General features: G+C 43.3%; 14 protein-coding genes and 1 pseudogene. 4 read left to right on the top strand and 11 right to left on the bottom strand.

The genetic code is table 11. The features are described from left to right. Positions 1-58 precede the first annotated feature (58 nt). Together R7P72_RS12345 and R7P72_RS12340 are read right to left on the bottom strand one after the other, a co-directional pair. Complete coding sequence (locus R7P72_RS12345; protein WP_005375384.1) at positions 59-289, bottom strand: PAS factor family protein; 231 nt, start codon at positions 287-289, stop codon at positions 59-61. Between the two features lie 282 nt (positions 290-571). Beyond that, a pseudogene (locus R7P72_RS12340) lies at positions 572-2,998 on the bottom strand (M9 family metallopeptidase). A 448-nt stretch (positions 2,999-3,446) separates the two neighbouring features. Here R7P72_RS12340 and R7P72_RS12335 point away from each other — a divergent pair. Continuing rightward, complete coding sequence (locus R7P72_RS12335) at positions 3,447-4,424, top strand: hypothetical protein (RefSeq protein WP_053303803.1); 978 nt, start codon at positions 3,447-3,449, stop codon at positions 4,422-4,424. A gap of 31 nt (positions 4,425-4,455) precedes the next feature. On the opposite strand, the gene accD is transcribed toward R7P72_RS12335, so the two are convergent. After that, positions 4,456-5,319: an acetyl-CoA carboxylase, carboxyltransferase subunit beta gene (gene accD, locus R7P72_RS12330; protein ID WP_017821534.1), complete on the bottom strand. Its 864-nt coding sequence runs from the start codon at positions 5,317-5,319 to the stop codon at positions 4,456-4,458. Positions 5,320-5,460: 141 nt separating this feature from the next. On the opposite strand from accD, the gene R7P72_RS12325 reads away from it, so the two are divergent. Next, on the top strand, positions 5,461-6,360 hold the full coding sequence (locus R7P72_RS12325) for a LysR family transcriptional regulator (RefSeq protein ID WP_064376759.1): 900 nt from the start codon (positions 5,461-5,463) through the stop codon (positions 6,358-6,360). A gap of 147 nt (positions 6,361-6,507) precedes the next feature. Here R7P72_RS12325 and R7P72_RS12320 read toward each other — a convergent pair whose 3' ends face one another. Both R7P72_RS12320 and R7P72_RS12315 read right to left on the bottom strand, forming a co-directional pair. After that, the gene (locus R7P72_RS12320) at positions 6,508-8,067 is read right to left on the bottom strand and encodes a methyl-accepting chemotaxis protein (protein ID WP_031778895.1); all 1,560 of its coding nucleotides are present in this window, start codon (positions 8,065-8,067) and stop codon (positions 6,508-6,510) included. A gap of 550 nt (positions 8,068-8,617) precedes the next feature. Then, positions 8,618-9,694 carry a nickel/cobalt efflux protein RcnA gene (locus R7P72_RS12315; protein ID WP_213906917.1) on the bottom strand — a complete coding sequence of 359 codons (1,077 nt, stop codon included), beginning with the start codon at positions 9,692-9,694 and terminating at the stop codon, positions 8,618-8,620. 135 nt (positions 9,695-9,829) lie between these two features. Here R7P72_RS12315 and rcnR point away from each other — a divergent pair, with 135 nt between their 5' ends. Next, positions 9,830-10,102, top strand: coding sequence for a Ni(II)/Co(II)-binding transcriptional repressor RcnR (rcnR, locus tag R7P72_RS12310; protein WP_005375370.1), 273 nt, complete (start codon positions 9,830-9,832; stop codon positions 10,100-10,102). A gap of 266 nt (positions 10,103-10,368) precedes the next feature. Here the strand turns inward: rcnR and R7P72_RS12305 are convergent, their stop codons facing one another. The 6 genes from R7P72_RS12305 to ltnD form a co-directional block, all read right to left on the bottom strand. Beyond that, positions 10,369-11,862, bottom strand: coding sequence for a GntP family permease (locus R7P72_RS12305; RefSeq protein WP_213906918.1), 1,494 nt, complete (start codon positions 11,860-11,862; stop codon positions 10,369-10,371). Next, positions 11,862-12,821 (bottom strand): D-erythronate dehydrogenase, encoded by a 960-nt coding sequence (gene denD, locus R7P72_RS12300; protein WP_085569322.1) that lies wholly within the window; start codon positions 12,819-12,821, stop codon positions 11,862-11,864. Before denD ends, R7P72_RS12305 begins: the two co-directional genes overlap by 1 nt. A 61-nt stretch (positions 12,822-12,882) precedes the next feature. Continuing rightward, a complete protein-coding gene (gene otnI / locus R7P72_RS12295) occupies positions 12,883-13,659 on the bottom strand; it encodes a 2-oxo-tetronate isomerase (protein ID WP_047101720.1) in 777 nt (258 codons plus the stop codon). After that, on the bottom strand, positions 13,659-14,306 hold the full coding sequence (locus tag R7P72_RS12290) for an aldolase (RefSeq protein WP_005385078.1): 648 nt from the start codon (positions 14,304-14,306) through the stop codon (positions 13,659-13,661). The genes otnI and R7P72_RS12290 overlap by 1 nt, the downstream gene beginning before the upstream one ends. A gap of 11 nt (positions 14,307-14,317) precedes the next feature. Beyond that, the gene (otnK, locus tag R7P72_RS12285) at positions 14,318-15,574 is read right to left on the bottom strand and encodes a 3-oxo-tetronate kinase (protein WP_005375358.1); all 1,257 of its coding nucleotides are present in this window, start codon (positions 15,572-15,574) and stop codon (positions 14,318-14,320) included. 25 nt (positions 15,575-15,599) lie between these two features. Then, the gene (gene ltnD / locus R7P72_RS12280; protein ID WP_005375356.1) at positions 15,600-16,508 is read right to left on the bottom strand and encodes an L-threonate dehydrogenase; all 909 of its coding nucleotides are present in this window, start codon (positions 16,506-16,508) and stop codon (positions 15,600-15,602) included. A gap of 274 nt (positions 16,509-16,782) precedes the next feature. On the opposite strand from ltnD, the gene R7P72_RS12275 reads away from it, so the two are divergent. After that, the gene (locus R7P72_RS12275; protein WP_005375354.1) at positions 16,783-17,541 is read left to right on the top strand and encodes a DeoR/GlpR family DNA-binding transcription regulator; all 759 of its coding nucleotides are present in this window, start codon (positions 16,783-16,785) and stop codon (positions 17,539-17,541) included. The last annotated feature ends 178 nt before the right edge of the window (positions 17,542-17,719 follow it).

Here is a 17,719-nt window from a genome sequence, read left to right as displayed (position 1 = left end):
TTAACCGCAATTAAAAACGGCCCTTGGGGATCGGGCCGTGATTAAAACAACGAGTGAATTAGCGCTCAGGAGTTTCAAGCAGTTTAACTGCGCAATCTACCGCGTTGTTAATGCCTTGACTGCTCTCCAACTTACCTGAACTTGCAGGACCAAGGGCACAAGAATACAAAGCCAGCTGCTTATCGAACGGCAGATCCAACTGTTCATAGAGATTTTGTCGGATTCTTGCATGTTGTTCTGGTTCTTGGTTAGCAAGGCTAATCAACGTTTCATAAATAAGCGTTTTCATGTCTTTCCCTTTTCACTTTATTGCACGGGGTGCATATATATTGTATCCATTTGGGAAGCACAAATCAGAAGCTAGGTCACAGAACGCGTCGCTAAAAAAGTTTATGTACTCGGTAAATTGCAATACAAACTTAAAGTCGTTTAGAAAAAGGGCAACTGATAACTCGATAGATCAGCCGATTAACTAGCATTCGCCGCTGTTTGTTTATAATCGTGTCCGATATAAACAAAAACGTCGCTGTATCAGCGACGTTTTATCTCGACTTTAGTTAATCGAATTTTTTTAGTTGAAGTGCACTAGCATTTCAACGTCATCGCCTTGCTCTGGAGCCTGAAGAGCGAAGTGCACGTACCCTGCTTCAGTCATAGGAATCGCAAGGTATTCATTGCTGCCTGCATAGTTGGACGCATACTCGTGCTGCTCTACTGTAGGCCAATGCTCCCTACTCGCGTATAGATCGACATTACCAGTTTGAGAGTGAGCCGTTAGCCATACACGAACCTCTTCAACACCTTCAGGCACATAAACTGCTGCATAACGCTGCTTGTGAACGGTAAGCATTTTGGCTTCACCAGACTCTAATACCACAGGTGCTAAATCATCTTGCACTTGGGTTGGCGGTGTTTGCGCTTCCACTTCTAACGCAGCCACAAGATTCACTGAGTCATAGCTATCACGTCCAGTTAAGCTGATGTAGTAACGACCCGCTTTAACGTAACCATCTTGCTCTGGTTCAAACACAATCTCTTCATTGCTGCCATCAGCATATTGACTCATTTCGAAATCATAGTAATGCGCGACTTTGTTGTAGCTCATGTAAAGATCCGCATCACCCGCACCCTCAATAGATACATTGAAGTTAACGGTGTTGGCTGGAACATCAACGTAGAACAGTTTTTCGCTGTATGCTTCGCCACTGAGCTGAAGGCTTTGGTTCGCCGTCAATTCAGTCACTTGTGCTTCAGGGCTTGTTGGTTCTGTTGGTTCTTCTGGGTCTGTACCAGGTTGCTCAGGTTCCACTTTTAATGTGTCCAACCAACGTTCAAACTCAGCATCGTATTGTTGACCTAAAGACGTCACCTGCTGTGCCCATTGTTCGAACTGGCCAGAGCGCGACAATGCCAACAAGCTTTCGACGTCTTGTGGATGATTTTCTAACATGAATCGAACAGCTAGATAACCCCAACGATAGATACGATTGGTATCGTGAGAGTAAGTGGTATCAAACACAGTGGAAAGGCTCAGTTTACCATCTGCAATCAGCTCAATCGCAGCTTGGTAACCTTGCTTGTAATGCATGTATTCAGCAAAACCTTCTAGCCACCAAACAATATGACCATGAGCCAAGTTATCGCTGAACGAACCGTATTGGTTAAATCGTGCATCTAAATAGTGCGTGTATTCATGTTCTAGGTTCAAGATAGAGAGATCTTCACCATTCGCGTAGCGATAAGCGACGAAACGCGCAGTATTGTCCGCTTTTGAAGGGTCACCTTCTAGGTACTGACCACCGTTGTCCGTTGTATTACCAAATAGGAATGAAGAGTAATCAACGTAACTAGCGTTACTCGCGAATACCGCCACTTCAACACGATCATTCTAATCATCAGCGACAGGTTGATTACCCGTATTCGCAACTTGATGGAAGTCGGCTTCTTTTGCCGCTAGCACTTCACACGCTTTCGCTGCTTGAGCATCGGTCAGATCTTCAGAGCGAATAATGGCAGGTCCCTGACATTCAAAACGATTTGGCATTACACGTGCAGCTAAATCTTGCTTGGCTTGCTCAATATTCAGACCATTTAGGCCTTCTGGTGCGTAGTAGCTCATCATTTCAACGGCAGCAAGCCATAGTTTGTCATGCTCACTACCCAGTGGATAACGCTGCATCACCTGTTGCATTACTGCCAATGCTTTGCGTTTGGTCTCCTGATCTGGGCTCGCGAGCAAACGACCAGTTTCACGTAATGCATTGAAAACGATAAAGCTTGCATCCGTATCTAATGCCCAAGCATTATCAGATGCGAATTTCACCAACGTATCAATATGGTGTGTATTGTTTGCCATGTATCGGTAGAACGCATCGTTCGCCGCATGGCCTGCCATAGAGCGGAACAAGTTGTTTAAACCATCAACCCATTGCGTGTCCTGCGCGGTTTCACGATTAAAGTGCATCAACGCGGCCATCATGCTATCCATGGTCAGCGGCAACTGCTTAACGTTATCAACCATCAAAGTCAGGCTCTTCATTGCACCAACTTGTTCACGACCTTGATCCAAAGCATGAGGGTTGTTTAGGAATAGGTTCGTCGACTGAGCAAAACGCTGACTCAACGCTTGCGAAAACTCAGGTGTACCAGTACCAGCGTTGTAGCGAACGTAGTAGGCCGCTCGAATAAATTCGCCTAGGTTCTCTAGAATACGAGCTTGATCTGCTTCACCACGATAGCGAGCGATTTCTTGATCCAGCGCGACTTGGATACGGCTTAGGCTCGCTTCACTATAGATATCATTCAGCGTTTCTGAAGGTGCTGAAAACCAAGCGTGGTAGCAATCATACTCAGCACCAGAAACGGCAGTAGCCAGATCTCGCGATTGTTGTAAATCAGCAACAGCACACTGATTTTGTGCAAAAGAGAAGCCAGACACACTCGCTAGCATACAAGCAAGCGCCAAACGATGGCGCGGGAAAAAACGGATATGAGACATAACAACACTCATTGATTATTAACATACATTGAGTGGGGATTTATATTCTTTACAGCTCAAACAGTGAAATCAGTGTCATAAAATTTATGAAACCGCTCCCAAAAATAGGTCTTTTACTCTAATTAAATGGGAGCAATCCCACTCCCAAAAAACTCACAATTATCAATAAAAACATTAATTTACCTTTTTCTAAATAACGACTTTATGAGGAAAATTGCCCTTAAACGCCCCCCTTAACTCTTCCAGATAGAGTTCACGACAATCAAAGGTTCTAAATTAAATTTTGATGCTTGATACCATCTATTTTTATTTGTGACTCATTCCCAATAAGTCATCGAGTGCATATCAAAAGGCTGGCATTAATGGTAAATTCTCCGCCAAATCAAACACATTTACTCCTCCAGTCATTGATGAGTGAATAAAGCAGATATTTGGCTAGGGATAATACATGTCACTTTGGGGATTTTTGGGAGCGGGGATTGCCTACTTCATGACAACGTTTGCCTTTGTTTTTGGTGGCATTTTTTGGTTATGTGCTGAAGGTAATACATTAAGAGAAACAAAGCGCCAATCATCAATAATGTCCGGGGTTATTGCTTGTACTATTGGAACTTGGGTGCTTGCTTTTGGTGTTTACGTTTACGGTTACTTTTGGGATAACTCTTCTCACTATTATTTTTATTTGCTCGCTCCATGGGGACTTGCCATTTTTGGGGTAAAACTTCGTAACCGCTGGGTTAAGCAATACGCGCGTGTAAAACACGCAAAAGAAGAACAGTGGCAAAAGCGCTGGCGAGAATTATTAGGGGAAGATACTGAAGAGCTTCCACCATATACACATGATTACGAGCTCTACTCGGGCATTTGGCAAGCCAATGAAGCGCTCCAAGAACAGTGTTTTGCAGCCCTTCCTCACGGGAAAGCAGTCTACGAGAGAGTGAAAGCCTTCCAAACGATGGCCTCCCCCGCTGGTGACATAAACAATCAAGTTTTGCTGAGTAAACTCGATCAACTAGAGGATGAAATCATTCAAGTTCTTGAGCAACACTCGCAAAAGAAAGTAAGCATTGAAACTGGCGCAGGTACTTTACACAAAGAGTCAAAACGCAATGTTTATCACCATGAGAATGGCCCAACAGAAGAGCAACTGTACGACTCAATCAACCTCCAACATGATTTGGATCGAGAGCTACGCAACATTATCTATGATCGGCTCGGTTACGATGGCGAAGATGAGTACTTTTTCCTCCAAGCGCCACTCGAAGAGCTTACCGAGAATGAAACCGCAATCAACTGGATGCTCTGGGGGTTAGTAAGCGACCATTTTGCTGTTGACCCATACCAAACGGCGTTGGATCTCAGCCTAATGAATGCGGAACCAAGATGGGGGCAAAATGAACGGTTTGTAATGATTACGGCTCAATAAACGCAAGTACTAAGTCTAACTTTAATACAACCTATTCTGAGACCACCCTCGCGTTGGTTAACTTAGCCAGTAAGCGGCCAACGCGATCGCGCATTTCACGTCTATCGACAATCATATCTAGCGCACCATGCGCTAGTAAAAATTCACTTCGCTGAAACTCGTCTGGTAGCTTTTCACGTACCGTTTGCTCAATGACCCGTCTTCCCGCAAAGCCAATACTTGCTTTAGGTTCACCAATATTGATGTCTCCTAACATGGCTAAACTCGCCGAGACGCCACCATAAGTTTGGTCCGTCAATACTGAGATATAGGGTAATCTGTGCTCAGATAAGTGGTTTAACGCGGCGCTGGTTTTTGACATTTGCATGAGTGCCACCAAAGACTCTTGCATGCGCGCCCCTCCGCAAGCGGAAAAACATACTAACCCAGATTTTGTATTAATTGCGCTTTCAACTGCTCGGACAAACTTCTCGCCAACCACTGCGCCCATCGAGCCTGCCATGAAAGAGAATTCGAATGCACACGCAACAACAGGCAGCCCCAATAACTTGCCCTCCATCACCACCAACGCATCTTTTTCTCCAGTCGTTTTCTGTGCTAAAGCAATTCGCTCTTTATATCGCTTTAAGTCTTTAAAACCCAAAATATCTTGTGGCTCCAACTCACTTGCCAACTCTTGTTGTGTTCCATGGTCCAGAAAAGAGATCAACCTTTGACGCGCAGCCATTCTCATGTGATATGAGCATTTAGGGCATACTTCCAAATTTTCTTTTAACGCGGCACGATAAAGTATTTGTTCACACTCAGGACACTTTGTCCAAACGCCCTCAGGGATAGACGCTTTGCGCGAACCTATTATATTTTTATTCTCAAATAACCGTTCTAACCAGCTCATAAATTCACCACTATTGATTACGTTCTAGCGCGATATCTCGTTGTTTGTTCGCTTAAACTTGTAAATAAAATTGTATGTAACTTAGTACAGGGATAAAGTGCGATATGCTGGCTTGATAATCCAATAAAGTGGGATAATGAAATGTTTGATAACGTTGACCAAATCTGGTTAAAAAGTTTTCACTGTGTTTATGAGAACAACAGCTTTAAGCGAGCCGCTGAGTGTTTGAATATACCAACATCAAATATCAGCCGACACATTGCCCTGCTTGAAGAAAAGTTAAACATTAGGTTGTTCAATAGAACAACAAGGCGAATGACGCCTACCGAGGCTGGAGAAGAGCTCTATAGCAGCACTCGTCCGTTATTGGAGCAACTCAACGCCGCACTAGAAACGGTAACGCGCCACTCGCACACGGTAACAGGGGAACTGCGAACTCTTATGCCAGACACACCTGTACTGGCCAAAGCGGTTGTCACCTTTTGCACGCAATACCCGTCAATCTCTTTGTCTTGCGATACAACGCTAAACCCTAAAGATGATGTTATTGACAGCTTTGATGTCATTTTGAGTTTTCATAGAGGGACTTTGTCAGACAGTAACTGGGTGGCGAGAGAGATAAAACGCTGGCCCAGTGCCATTTTAGCCGCGCCTCAACTAATTGAGAAATACGCCCCCCCTTACAAAATTACGGATCTAAGTCATGTTCCCTGCATCACGACGCTTACCGCAGTAAATGGTGCACCATGGGTATTCAGAAACCCTGCTGGGGGCCATATTACTCAAACTGTGCAATCTTCATTCAAAGTAAACAGCGGTCATCTCGCCAGATATGGCGCGTTATCAGGGCTTGGATACGCAATATTGCCAATTGAGTCATGCCAAAATGAGATCAAAAATGGTGAGCTAGAAATCGTCACTCTAGAGTACGAACCTGAGGATTTAGTGCTTTACGCCTTTTACTCGTCAAGAAAACATGTAGCTAAGAAAATATCTATGTTTGTTGAACATTTAAAGCAAAACGCAAAACTTAACGCCTAGCTAAGCTTTACTCAACTAATTTATCGTATTCTGTTTTATCGTCTAGAAAGGACAAACACCGCTAAGCGATTTGAGACTCGATTTTTTCAAATAAAAAAGCCAGCAATTAACATTTACTGGCTTTTATTAAAGAGGGTCAGTTGGCGTTTAGATTCTAAACGCTCCTACGTGACGATCGAGTGTTCGCGATAGCTCCGCGAGTTGTTGACTTGATGCTTCTAGTTGCTCACTCGCCGTTAGCGCACTTTTCACTGAGTGGCTGACGGTATCCATGTTCATATTAATTTCGTTTGCTACCGTTGATTGCTGTTCTGTTGCGGTTGCTACTTGAGTATTGATATCTGAAATAGTCGTCACTTGTGCAGCTATTGCTTCTAAAGCCTGTCGAGCTAACTCAGTTTCTGCCGTTCCTTCTTCAATAAGAGTCTTACTATTACTCATTGAATTCACCGCACTTTGAGCTTCAGTTTGTAGCTGGTGAATCATATTGTCAATTTCATCGGTAGAATGAGCCGTTTTAGTCGCTAGGTTGCGAACTTCATCAGCGACTACTGCAAAACCTCGGCCAGCGTCACCAGCGCGTGCCGCTTCGATAGCCGCATTGAGAGCCAATAGATTGGTTTGCTCCGAAATACCTCTAATCACCTCTAGAATACTACCAATCGACTGAGTATTTTCAGCAAGACTCACGATAATGTTGGAAGTGCTGTTCATCTCGTTTTCAAGATTAGTCATCGCCGTTTTGGTTCTTTCTAGCGTCGTGTAGCCATCTTGCGCTTCATTACTTGCTGCACTCGCAGCATTTGCCGCCCCGGCAGCATTGGAGGCAATTTCATTGACCGTCGCAATCATTTCGTTCATGGATGTGACAACCAGCATGGTTTGCTCGTTCTGCTCTTGCCCTCTTGTGAGCGCTTGCTGAGATTGCCCACGCAAAGCGACAGCTGAACTATTAAGCTCCACACCAGTATTTACAACTTGTGTAATAATCTCATGTACTTTCCCAACAAAAACGTTGAAAGCAGAAGAAATTTGCGCGACTTCGTCATTACCTTTCGCTGGCAAACGAACGGTTAAGTCTCCGTCTCCTTTTGAGATGTCTTGTAGAGCGTCTTTAAGCGCAGAAAGCGGTCTCATCAGCTTATTTAGCAGAAGTGACAGAATCAAAACACACATAACGAAGATCGCCACCATAGAGATCAACTGGTAAGTAATAATTCCATTCGTCGCTTGGCTCACTTCGGTAATAGGAATACCAATATCAAAAGTACCGTATAACTGACCATCTACATAAATTGGTGCCATGATGTCAAACACCCATACTTTCTGGACATCGGCATACCACTTTGAGTACTGTTGAACACCTCTCGTCGCGCCTTCAACAGTATATTCATCATTATAGGTTTTGTTCAGCTTGTGCTTATCACTGTGGGCTACTGCCGTTACGTTACGGTCAATTACAACGGCATAACTCACGTCTGAACGTTGTTTCAGCCCCTCAACAAGCGATTGTAAATCTTGCATTGGATTGGCTGAGTTCTCCAAAATATAACTCGCATTTCCCGCTAGAAACTCAGCTTGAACTTGGGATTTGTTTAAGATGATGTCATCGATTTTCTGACTCGAAATTAGGTACGTTGATGCCATACTCGCCACGACAGCAATACCAAACATGGCGCAGACTGCTAATAAGATGATTCTTTTCATTATAATTGTCTCAATACAATTCAATTGATGCTCATTAATCGAGCGCTAAGCCTTTCTTCTCCAAAACCAACCAAACTGCATTTTGGGTCTGTTTGGCAGAGCAAGACATAACTTTATAACTATGTATCTGCTTGGTTCCCGATTACTTTAGACAGAAGGAAAAAAAGTCTTCAAAACGTCACATTTCTACGAGGTTTGGCGAAGGGACGAGTACGCAAAAGGAAACGTTTGCATAGTTAAATTTAACTATGCGACCAAATTGGTATCGAACATTAAAGAAAAGACTTCTAATTAGCGTTTTGACTATCGGGATCGCTTTGGTCAGTGCTCCCGTTTTATCATTTAGTATCTCAGATTCGAATATTAGAGCCACAATCGCAGCGGTTGTAATACGAGATGCTTGATGAAGCGAGAATGACTTGGTTTGTAGATATGGCAGCGATGTCAGATCGAGTGATTATCAATCAAAAATCGGCAGAAAAATAGGCAAACCAAGGCATTAAGCCATTACCAATGCAAAAAGAAAGAAAAAGAATCTTTACCACAGAGTTTAACTCGTCAGCGATATGTATCCATGCATACCCATGTATAAACCAACTGCACTGATCAAGACGCCCGATAAGTAAGGAGCTCGACGTGCAACATCATTCAAACCGCTCCATTTAGATGTCGCTTTTTGCACGCCCACTGCTGCCACAACGCCAACAGCAACCAGAGTCAAGGCTAAGCCAATACTGAATGACACAACTAAAGTCGCACCAAGAGTCATTGCCTTAAGCTGCAAACAGATAAGCAAAACCGTTACCGCAGCAGGGCATGGAATCAAACCGCCCGTTAATCCAAACAGCAGAATTTGCCCATTCGTCACGTCTCGATTCTCAAAGCGCTTTTGAATGTCTAAAGCGTGAGCGCGCTCGTGAGCATCTTGATATTCCTTATCTTCGCTTTCTAAATGAGAACCAGGACGGAAATGTACATCAAAGTCATGGGTATGATCATGGTGCCCGATGATCAAAGTGACAGAAAGTCCATTAGAGACTTCAATGCAAGACGCCGATTCCAAGTATCCATCACGCTCTATAAAGTGATAAATATCAGCAGGTTGATAACCATCACTCGATACCGAAACCTTGATACCTTCAGCAGTTAAAGGTTTACCGCTGAGTGTTCGCAACTGGAAACGGTGATGCTCCCCTTCCTCTGTAATCGAAAGCGAAACATGCCCATGTCCTGTATCCACAACTTGCGTCGTCCAATCGCGAGCATGATCCTGAGCTTTGTTCCAAGCTCGCTCATCGCTCCATGTCCGCCAAAACATCCATACGCCGGTTGTCACGATAATGACCCCAGACATAAGTTGCATCCATGGTTCAGCCGCTTCAGCGGTGAATTTCTGGCTAATATACATCCCGCCAACAGCGATTAACCATACAATTACAGTGTGAGAAAGTGTGGCAGCTAAACCCAGCATCACGGCTTGTTTGACCGTTCCTTTCACCGCGACAATGAACGCCGCCATCATCGTTTTAGAGTGCCCAGGTTCTAAACCATGCAAAGCGCCAAGCAAAATGGCACTGGGAATAAAGAACCACCCATTACCTTGTTGTAGTAACGCGACAAAATCCATTGTTGTTCTCTGTTGTTGATTCTAATTTATCGCAAACTATACTCCCCCCTAGTATTAAATACTACCCCCCAGTATAAATTGAGTGCTACATTATCAGTTAGAATAACTCTGCCCGTAACTTAAAGAAGATAAGACATGTCGCATACAACCAGAGATCAAAAGAAGCTCAACACTCGAGTCAGTAAAATACAGGGTCAGGTGAATGGACTTAAAAAAATGCTGGAAGAAGAGCATGAATGCCAAGATGTGTTGCAGCAGATTGCCGCTATTCGGGGGGCAGTAAATGGTTTGATGCGAGAAGTAATTAAAGGTCACTTACTTGAACACGTCGTACTTGAGGAAGACAAAACTCAACGTGAAAAAGATATGGAAGTCGTATTAAAAGTACTGGACTCTTATATAAAGTAACCCTACTTCGCTAGAGTAAAGTCACTAGGGTTAAACTCGAATATATCCTTTATAGGTAATCGCTTACTAAGCGGGAAATAACAATTCCATTTCATATTGATTAATTTGAAAATGGAACCTATATCGGTTCAAGTTAAATAGTTTATTTATAAGAACTAAAACGGCCCAAACATAGGGCCGTTCATATTATTAAAAAACTCTAAACTATCTGATAAAAATACATATTGTGATAGGTTTTTACTTTATGGAAGAGTACAAGTAAACCTTTATACCTCTTGTAATTCGACGTGCTTAGCGCTGTAAGATTTTGTAAATGCAACACACCCCAAAAGTACAGCAAGTGGTAACACAGGATCAAAGATTGAACCATGAGATCCGAAGAATAAGTTAAGAATCATGACTAATGAACCACCAATAGCCCAAGCAATTGTTGTTGGAATAGTCCAAATAATGAGTTGTTTCTTAACCTCAGTCACCCCCATTAATCGATTAACAATATGGAATAGCGAGTCATTAAAGTAGCCAGCAAATAGAGATCCCATCGTAGCTGCCGTCGCTGCGAATAAAAGGTTAACGTCAGGAATATTTACTAAAACTGGGGCAGATATAGAAGCAGCGGTTATCATGGAGACTGTACCAGAGCCCTGAATAATACGAACTAACGTCGCAATAATAAATGGAATCATAACCGCAGAAATAGGAAGCCCTGCAACTTGGTTAGCAATCTCTGCGCCCGCACCCGTTTCACGCAATACGGCACCTAACGCGCCACCAGCTCCTGTTACTAACAAAATGATGCCACAAGTGGAGATTCCTTGTTCCATCTTTTCATTCGCTTCTTCTTTGGTAAGGTTATTACCCAATGTGTAAACCGCTAATAACGTCGCTATTGATAGTGCAATAGTAGGGCTGCCGATAAAAGCGATAAATTGACCAAATGTTGTTACAGTCAGCCCTTCGAAACCGAAAGTCCCCTCTAATAAACCCATCACTGATTTCGCAAGTATAAGTAAAATTGGGATAATAATTGGAGCGATAGATTTACTTAAAGATGGTAGGTCTTTCGCTTCTTTACTTGCAATGTACTCTTTGTGATCATTAATCAGTTGCTCACTAGACTTCGAGAAATGTTCGGTTGGAATGAATTCAGGAAACTGCTTTTCTAACCATCTTGCATACCAAACAATACCTATGACACAAGGCGCTGCGATCATCAAACCAAAACCTAACATGCTGGCAAGATCGACACCAAAGATACCAGCAACGCCCAAAGGTCCTGGAGTCGGCGGAATAGCGTGATGCGCTACGACCAAGCCGCCCGCCAGAGCAACCGTAAGCGTTAAAATCGAGCGATTGGACGTTTTTGACAAAGACTTCGCAATTGGATAAAGAATGATAAGCGCGCTATCCACAAAGATTGGGATGCTAACAATATAGCCAGTTACAGCAAGAGCGGCCTCTTCTTTCTTTTTTCCTAACCACTTTATAAAATTATAGGCAATACTTTCTCCTGCTCCAGAAGCCTCTAAAATAGCCCCCATCATAACGCCGAGACCGATGACAATCCCTATACCGCCTAATGTTCCACCAAATCCTTTGCTAACGGTCGCAATCGTGTCGTCAACACTTAACCCACCAATAATACCTGCGATACATGCCGCAATTAACATCGCAATTAACACATGTACTTTTGTACGTAATACAAGAAAAACAAGGACTGATACGGCTACTATTAGTCCAATTACTGAGGTTGGTAACATTAGACAATCTCCATATTGTTAACAGAAATAAATTGTTGTAATACATCCTTGAAATTACTGTCTGCTTTAAATCCAAGCTCCAGTTCTTTAGTACAATCAATTTTTTGTGGCCAACTACTCACAATACGATCAATACCCGCATCATGCTCATAGGTAATATAATTAGAAAGTTGCTTACCCACTAAAGTGTCCATTGTTTGAATCATCTCAGCTGGTGTAGTTTGAATTCCAGGTAAATTAAGCGTTCTATAGGACAGATTATTTAACTGCTCATAAGGCATTAGCCCTGCATACTGAATATTGTCAACCACTCTAGACGGGCTCGATATCCAAAGTTTTAGCGTAGGGTCTACAGGACAATTTGATTCTTGAGCATTCAAAGGCTCACGAATAATTCCGCTTACGAAAGAGCTAGCGGCAAGGTTTGGTTTCCCAGGGCGAATACAAATAGTCGGTAAACGTACGGATACAGCTTTAACAAAGCCTTTACGGGCATAGTCGTTCACCAATAACTCACCTATAGCTTTTTGCGTCCCGTAGGATGACTGAGGATGAAGTGCTGTTATTGGTGTAATCGTTTCCGGAAGATCACCACCAAATACAGCTAAAGATGAAGCAAACGTAAAACGAATATTAGGGTTTACTTTACGGCAACGCTCAAGCAATAACTGTGTGGTCGTCAGATTTACAGCTACGCCTAAATCAAAATCTTGCTCAGCATGGCTCGATACAATTGCCGCTAAATGAAAAATGTGTGTCGTTTCGGCAGTAATAACTTGGTCTATATTTTCTCGCTTTGTCATATCCATGACTAAAGAAACGACTCGGTCATCAATGCCCTCTAAGCGCGACTTTTGAATGTCGACAATAGTAATACTTTCAGCTTTGTTTTCTTTTAGTAGTGATTTGGCAAGTAGGGTTCCGAGAAAACCCGCCCCTCCAGTTATGATAATATTCATAGTCACGACCCTTTGTTTTTGTAATTGGTTTCAAGTTATTTATGGATAGAAATTAAAATTGTTATAGGTATGGTTTAACCCAACTAAGGCCCAGCTGCGTGCTATGCCTTGGGTTGTATTCACAACCGATCCAGCCTTGGTAACCAGAGTCATCCAAAACATTGAATAGGTGTGGGTAATTCAGTTCGCCTTCCGATGGTTCGTGCCTTTCAGGCACAGAAGCAATTTGAATATGGCCTGTGTATGGCGCCACATCGCGAATCAACGTACTCAGATCACCGTCCATAATTTGTGCGTGATAGAGATCGAGCTGCAATTTCACGTTTGGACGAGCCACTTGTTTGATGAGTTCCACCGCTTCACGTTGATGTGCAACAAAGTAGTTCGGTACATCGCGATTGTTGAGTGGCTCAATCATCAGCTCAACACCTTGTTCGGCAAACTTATCCGCTGCATAACGAATGTTTGAGATAAAGGTTTCAATATGCTGATCACGAGTGAAGCGTGAATCAACAATGCCAGACATAGCGTGAACCTTTTTACAGTTCAGTGCCTTGGCGTACATCAGCGCAGTCTCGACGCTCGTTTTAAATTCATCCTCACGCCCCGGAATAGCTGCAAAACCTCGTTCACCTGCATCCCAATCACCTGGAGGCATGTTGAATAACGCTTGCTCAAAACCAAACTGCTGTATCTTGCTTGCTAGTTCTTGCGCTTCGAATGCGTATGGGAAAAGGTATTCCACCGCTTTGAAGCCCGCTTGGTGTGCTTTTTCGAAACGATCTAGAAAAGGAACTTCTGTGAATAACATTGTCAGATTTGCTGCGAATTTAGCCATTACTTACCTCTCCCTTTTAGGTCTTGAATCTCAGTATCCGTTAAGTAGCGGATGTTGCTGTCTTTAAGAATGAACGCTAGCTTCGCTGTCTCTTCTAGCTCTTCTGCGTTATCCACTGCATCTTCAAAGTCCGTACCCGTGATCACTGGACCATGGTTCGCCAGGAGGAAAGCTCGGTAGTCACTAGCCCGTTGCGCAAGTTCTTCAGCAATCTGAGGGTCGCCCGGGCGCAGGTACGGAATCACTGGCAGTTCGCCAATGCGCATTACAAAGTAAGGTGTAAAAGCTTTGATGGCATTCTCGCGATCTAGACCTTCAAGACAAGAAAGCGCCGTCAAGTAAGTAGAATGCAGATGCACAATCGCATTACACTTTGAGTTATTTCGATAAATCGCCAGATGAAAAGCGACTTCTTTTGATGGCTTTTCACCAGAGATATGGTTGCCATCAATATCCACAACCGAAAGCTCTTCAGCAATCAAGCGGCCGAACGAAGAACCAGTTGGCGTTGCCAGAAAGTGTCCATTAGGCAGTTTTAGAGAAAGGTTGCCAGCGCCGCCAGTCGCATAGCCACGTTCAAACATAGAGCGCGCCATAGTGACCATTTGCTCTCGCAGTTGTTGTTCTGTCATCAATTCTTTATTCATCACAACCTCACCTATTCAAAAAACGACTGTGCTTTGGCAAAGAAGTGTTCATCGCCGAAGTTGCCCGATTTCAGAGCCAAAGAAAGCTCGCCTTCAAGTGACTTCACCCAAGGTACACCTGGTGCGATTTGAGGACCGATATGAAAACCTTTTACGGCTAGGCTTTGGGTTACAACCCCTGAGGTTTCCCCACCCGCAACGATGAAATTTTTCACACCGTTCTGCTGAAGTTTAACTGCAAGTTGGCTAAAGAATTGTTCAACCGCGTGACTTGAAGCATGCGCGCCAAACTCTTGTTGAATCGCTTTTAACGCCGCTGCATCTGCGGTTGCGTAAACCAGTGGTGCGAACTCGCTTTCGATGTTGGTCATGACCCAATCAAACACTTGATTTAAGTAATCTTCTTCCGTCAGACACGCCTTCACATCAATAGCAAAGTGTGGCGCTTTTTCTTTGTAAACAGCGACCTGTTGGTTGGTCATGACAGAACAAGATCCAGATAACACAACGGTTGGTGCCTTTTTAGGGTTCCCCTCTTGCTTCGCATCACTTTGATCTTCAAGGTTCTCTATCCAGTTCTTAGCAATACCCGCAGCCAAACCAGAACCACCAGTTACCAGTTTTAGAGACTTCGCCGCTTGACCAAGTGTGACAAGATGCTCTGCATTGAATGCATCAACCACTGCATAGCGGTTGCCTTGTACTTTTAGCTCTTCAAAGCGCCCAATTACCGCTTTTGGACCTTGTTCAATTATTTGGAAGTTCACCAGGCCAGATTTGCCTTGAGATTGAGCATCCATCATACGAACTAGGCTTGAATCAGTCATTGGTGTCACAGGGTGATTACGCATACCTGAGTCGCTTAGCAAGTCTTGGAATACAAATAGATGGCCGTTGTAAACTGTGCGACCATTCACTGGTAATGATGGGCATACAATGGTGAACGCTTCACCTAGCTCTGCAAGCAGTGCATCCGTTACAGGACCAATGTTACCTTCTGCTGTGCTGTCAAACGTTGAGCAGTACTTGAAGTAAAACTGCTGACAGCCATTTGCTTGCAGCCACTTAAGCGCCGCTACTGAATCCTCGATTGCCTCATCTACAGGACAAGAGCGAGATTTAAGACTGATCACGACCGCATCTGCGTTTACATCAATCTCTTCTTTTGGAATACCGTTAAGCTGAACTGTGCGCATGCCGTTTTCTACAAGAAAACCTGCGATGTCTGTTGCGCCAGTAAAGTCGTCTGCGATAACGCCTAATAACATCATTTTTTCTCCGTTTTACGTGCGCTTATTTCTGTTTGTTTTCTACACCTGGAAGCTCAATACCATCAAAAATCTTGATAACGGCACTGTCGTCCTCCTGGCCAAAACCAGCATTGCTTGCACTCAAAAACATGTTTAGTGCTGTGCTTGATAGAGGAAGTGGAAATTTGAGATCTTTTGCTGTGTCCGATACGAGGTTTAAATCTTTCACAAAGATGTCGACCATAGATTTAGGGGAGTAATCACCATCAACTACATGCTTCATGCGGTTCTCAAACATCCAAGAGTTACCCGCTGCATTCGTCACCACGTCGTACATCAGGTCAAGAGGAATGTTTGCACGTGCCGCTAATGCCATTGCTTCAGCACCAGCTGCGATATGAACACCTGCTAGCAATTGGTGGATAATCTTCACAGTTGCGCCTAGGCCAATCGCTTCACCGATGTTGTAGACTTTAGCTGCCGTTGCGTTGAGTACTGGTTCAAGTGCATCAAATGTGCTTTGCGCTCCCGACGCCATAATAGTCATCTCACCTAATTCTGCTTTTGCAGCACCACCAGATACCGGTGCATCAAGCATCACAAGATTGTGTTCTGCCAATTTCGCTTCAATTTGTTTTGCGTCTTCTGCTGAGATGGTTGCTGAAACCATTACTGGCGTATTCGGCTTAAGCGCTGTAGCAAGACCGGTTTTGAACAAGACCGTGTTAACTTGAGCTGCGTTCACAACAAGAACTAGAACCGAATCAAGCTTATCTGCAAACTCAACTGCATTTGTAGAAACAGCTTTTGCACCGAATGAACCTAACTCTTCAAGCGCTTGAGAATTTAAATCGAAACCATAGACATCTAGGCCTGCACGCACACATGACTTTGCGGCGCCCATTCCCATAGAGCCTAAACCGATAACACCTACAGATTGAACTTCACTCATAAAAACAATGCCTTCTGGTCTATTAAACTTTGTTAATTCTTGTTTGGTTGATGTGATTATATGTGAAGATTAATACTAAGACCTCGCTTTGAATCACATTTTTTCACACAAATTAACAATGTCGTGATATATACCTCTTTATGGGCAGAGATATTCCGAGCAGTTAACACAAGCGAAGGCTGTTCTTACAACGTTGAGAACATAATTCACAGATATTCACAACAAATGAAAAGATTGGTAGGATACTGAAAAACAAGAATATAGAAGTGAAACTATGATCCCAGCAGAACGTCAAAGAACCATATTATCCCTGTTATCACATCAAGAAGTGTTAAGCATTTCAGATTTAACCGACCACCTTGGCGTATCACATATGACCATTCGTCGTGATATCGTGAAGCTTGAATCCTCAGGTAAAGTCGTTTCTGTTTCTGGTGGAGTGCAACTCGCTCAAGCTCTACATTCCGAACTTTCCCATGATGCGAAGGTCGAGCAACAAGCGGATGAAAAAATTCAAATTGGTAAGCTGGCGGCTACGTTAATTGGTCAAGACGCTACGATTTACTTGGATGCGGGAACAACCTCTCTAGAAATCGCCCATCAAATAGCAAATCGTAATGATCTTTTAGTGATCACCAATGACTTCTCTATTGCTGCTTTCCTTATGACGCACAGTGAATGTGAGCTTTACCACACTGGGGGAAAAATTGACCGCGAGAACCAATCCACCATTGGAGGAAAAGTCGCAGAGTTCTTGAATGGGCTAAATATTGATATCGCCTTTATTTCGACTTCATCTTGGAGCTTGAAAGGCTTATCAACACCTAATGAAAATAAAGTTCTCGTTAAAAAAGCAATCATCAAGGCGGCACAAACCAATTATCTGATCTCAGACTCAACTAAATACGGTCAGATAGCGAGCTTTCATGCATTAGACATCGAGCAATTGGACGGAATTATTACCGATCGAAACCTATCCGAAGTGGTCACTCAAGAATTAACGGATAAAGGATTACGTGTGTATAAAGAGTAACACTACCTAAATATCTGAGTTCGCGTAACTTTTATACTCGTTAATTTATAGGTGCTTCCAATATACATAGACCGTGCTGTGTACTTTCTGGCAGAAAACACATCCTTTTGTTTTCTAAATTACCAAATTACTGATTACATCTGGGATATGGAAGCTCACTTCGCTTTATCGCTGCTCG

Source organism: Vibrio sp. Vb0888, assembly GCF_033338835.1.
Lineage (GTDB): Bacteria > Pseudomonadota > Gammaproteobacteria > Enterobacterales > Vibrionaceae > Vibrio > Vibrio alginolyticus.
Note: the sequence above shows the minus strand (reverse complement) of the source record. Positions and strands in the feature narration are given on the sequence as shown.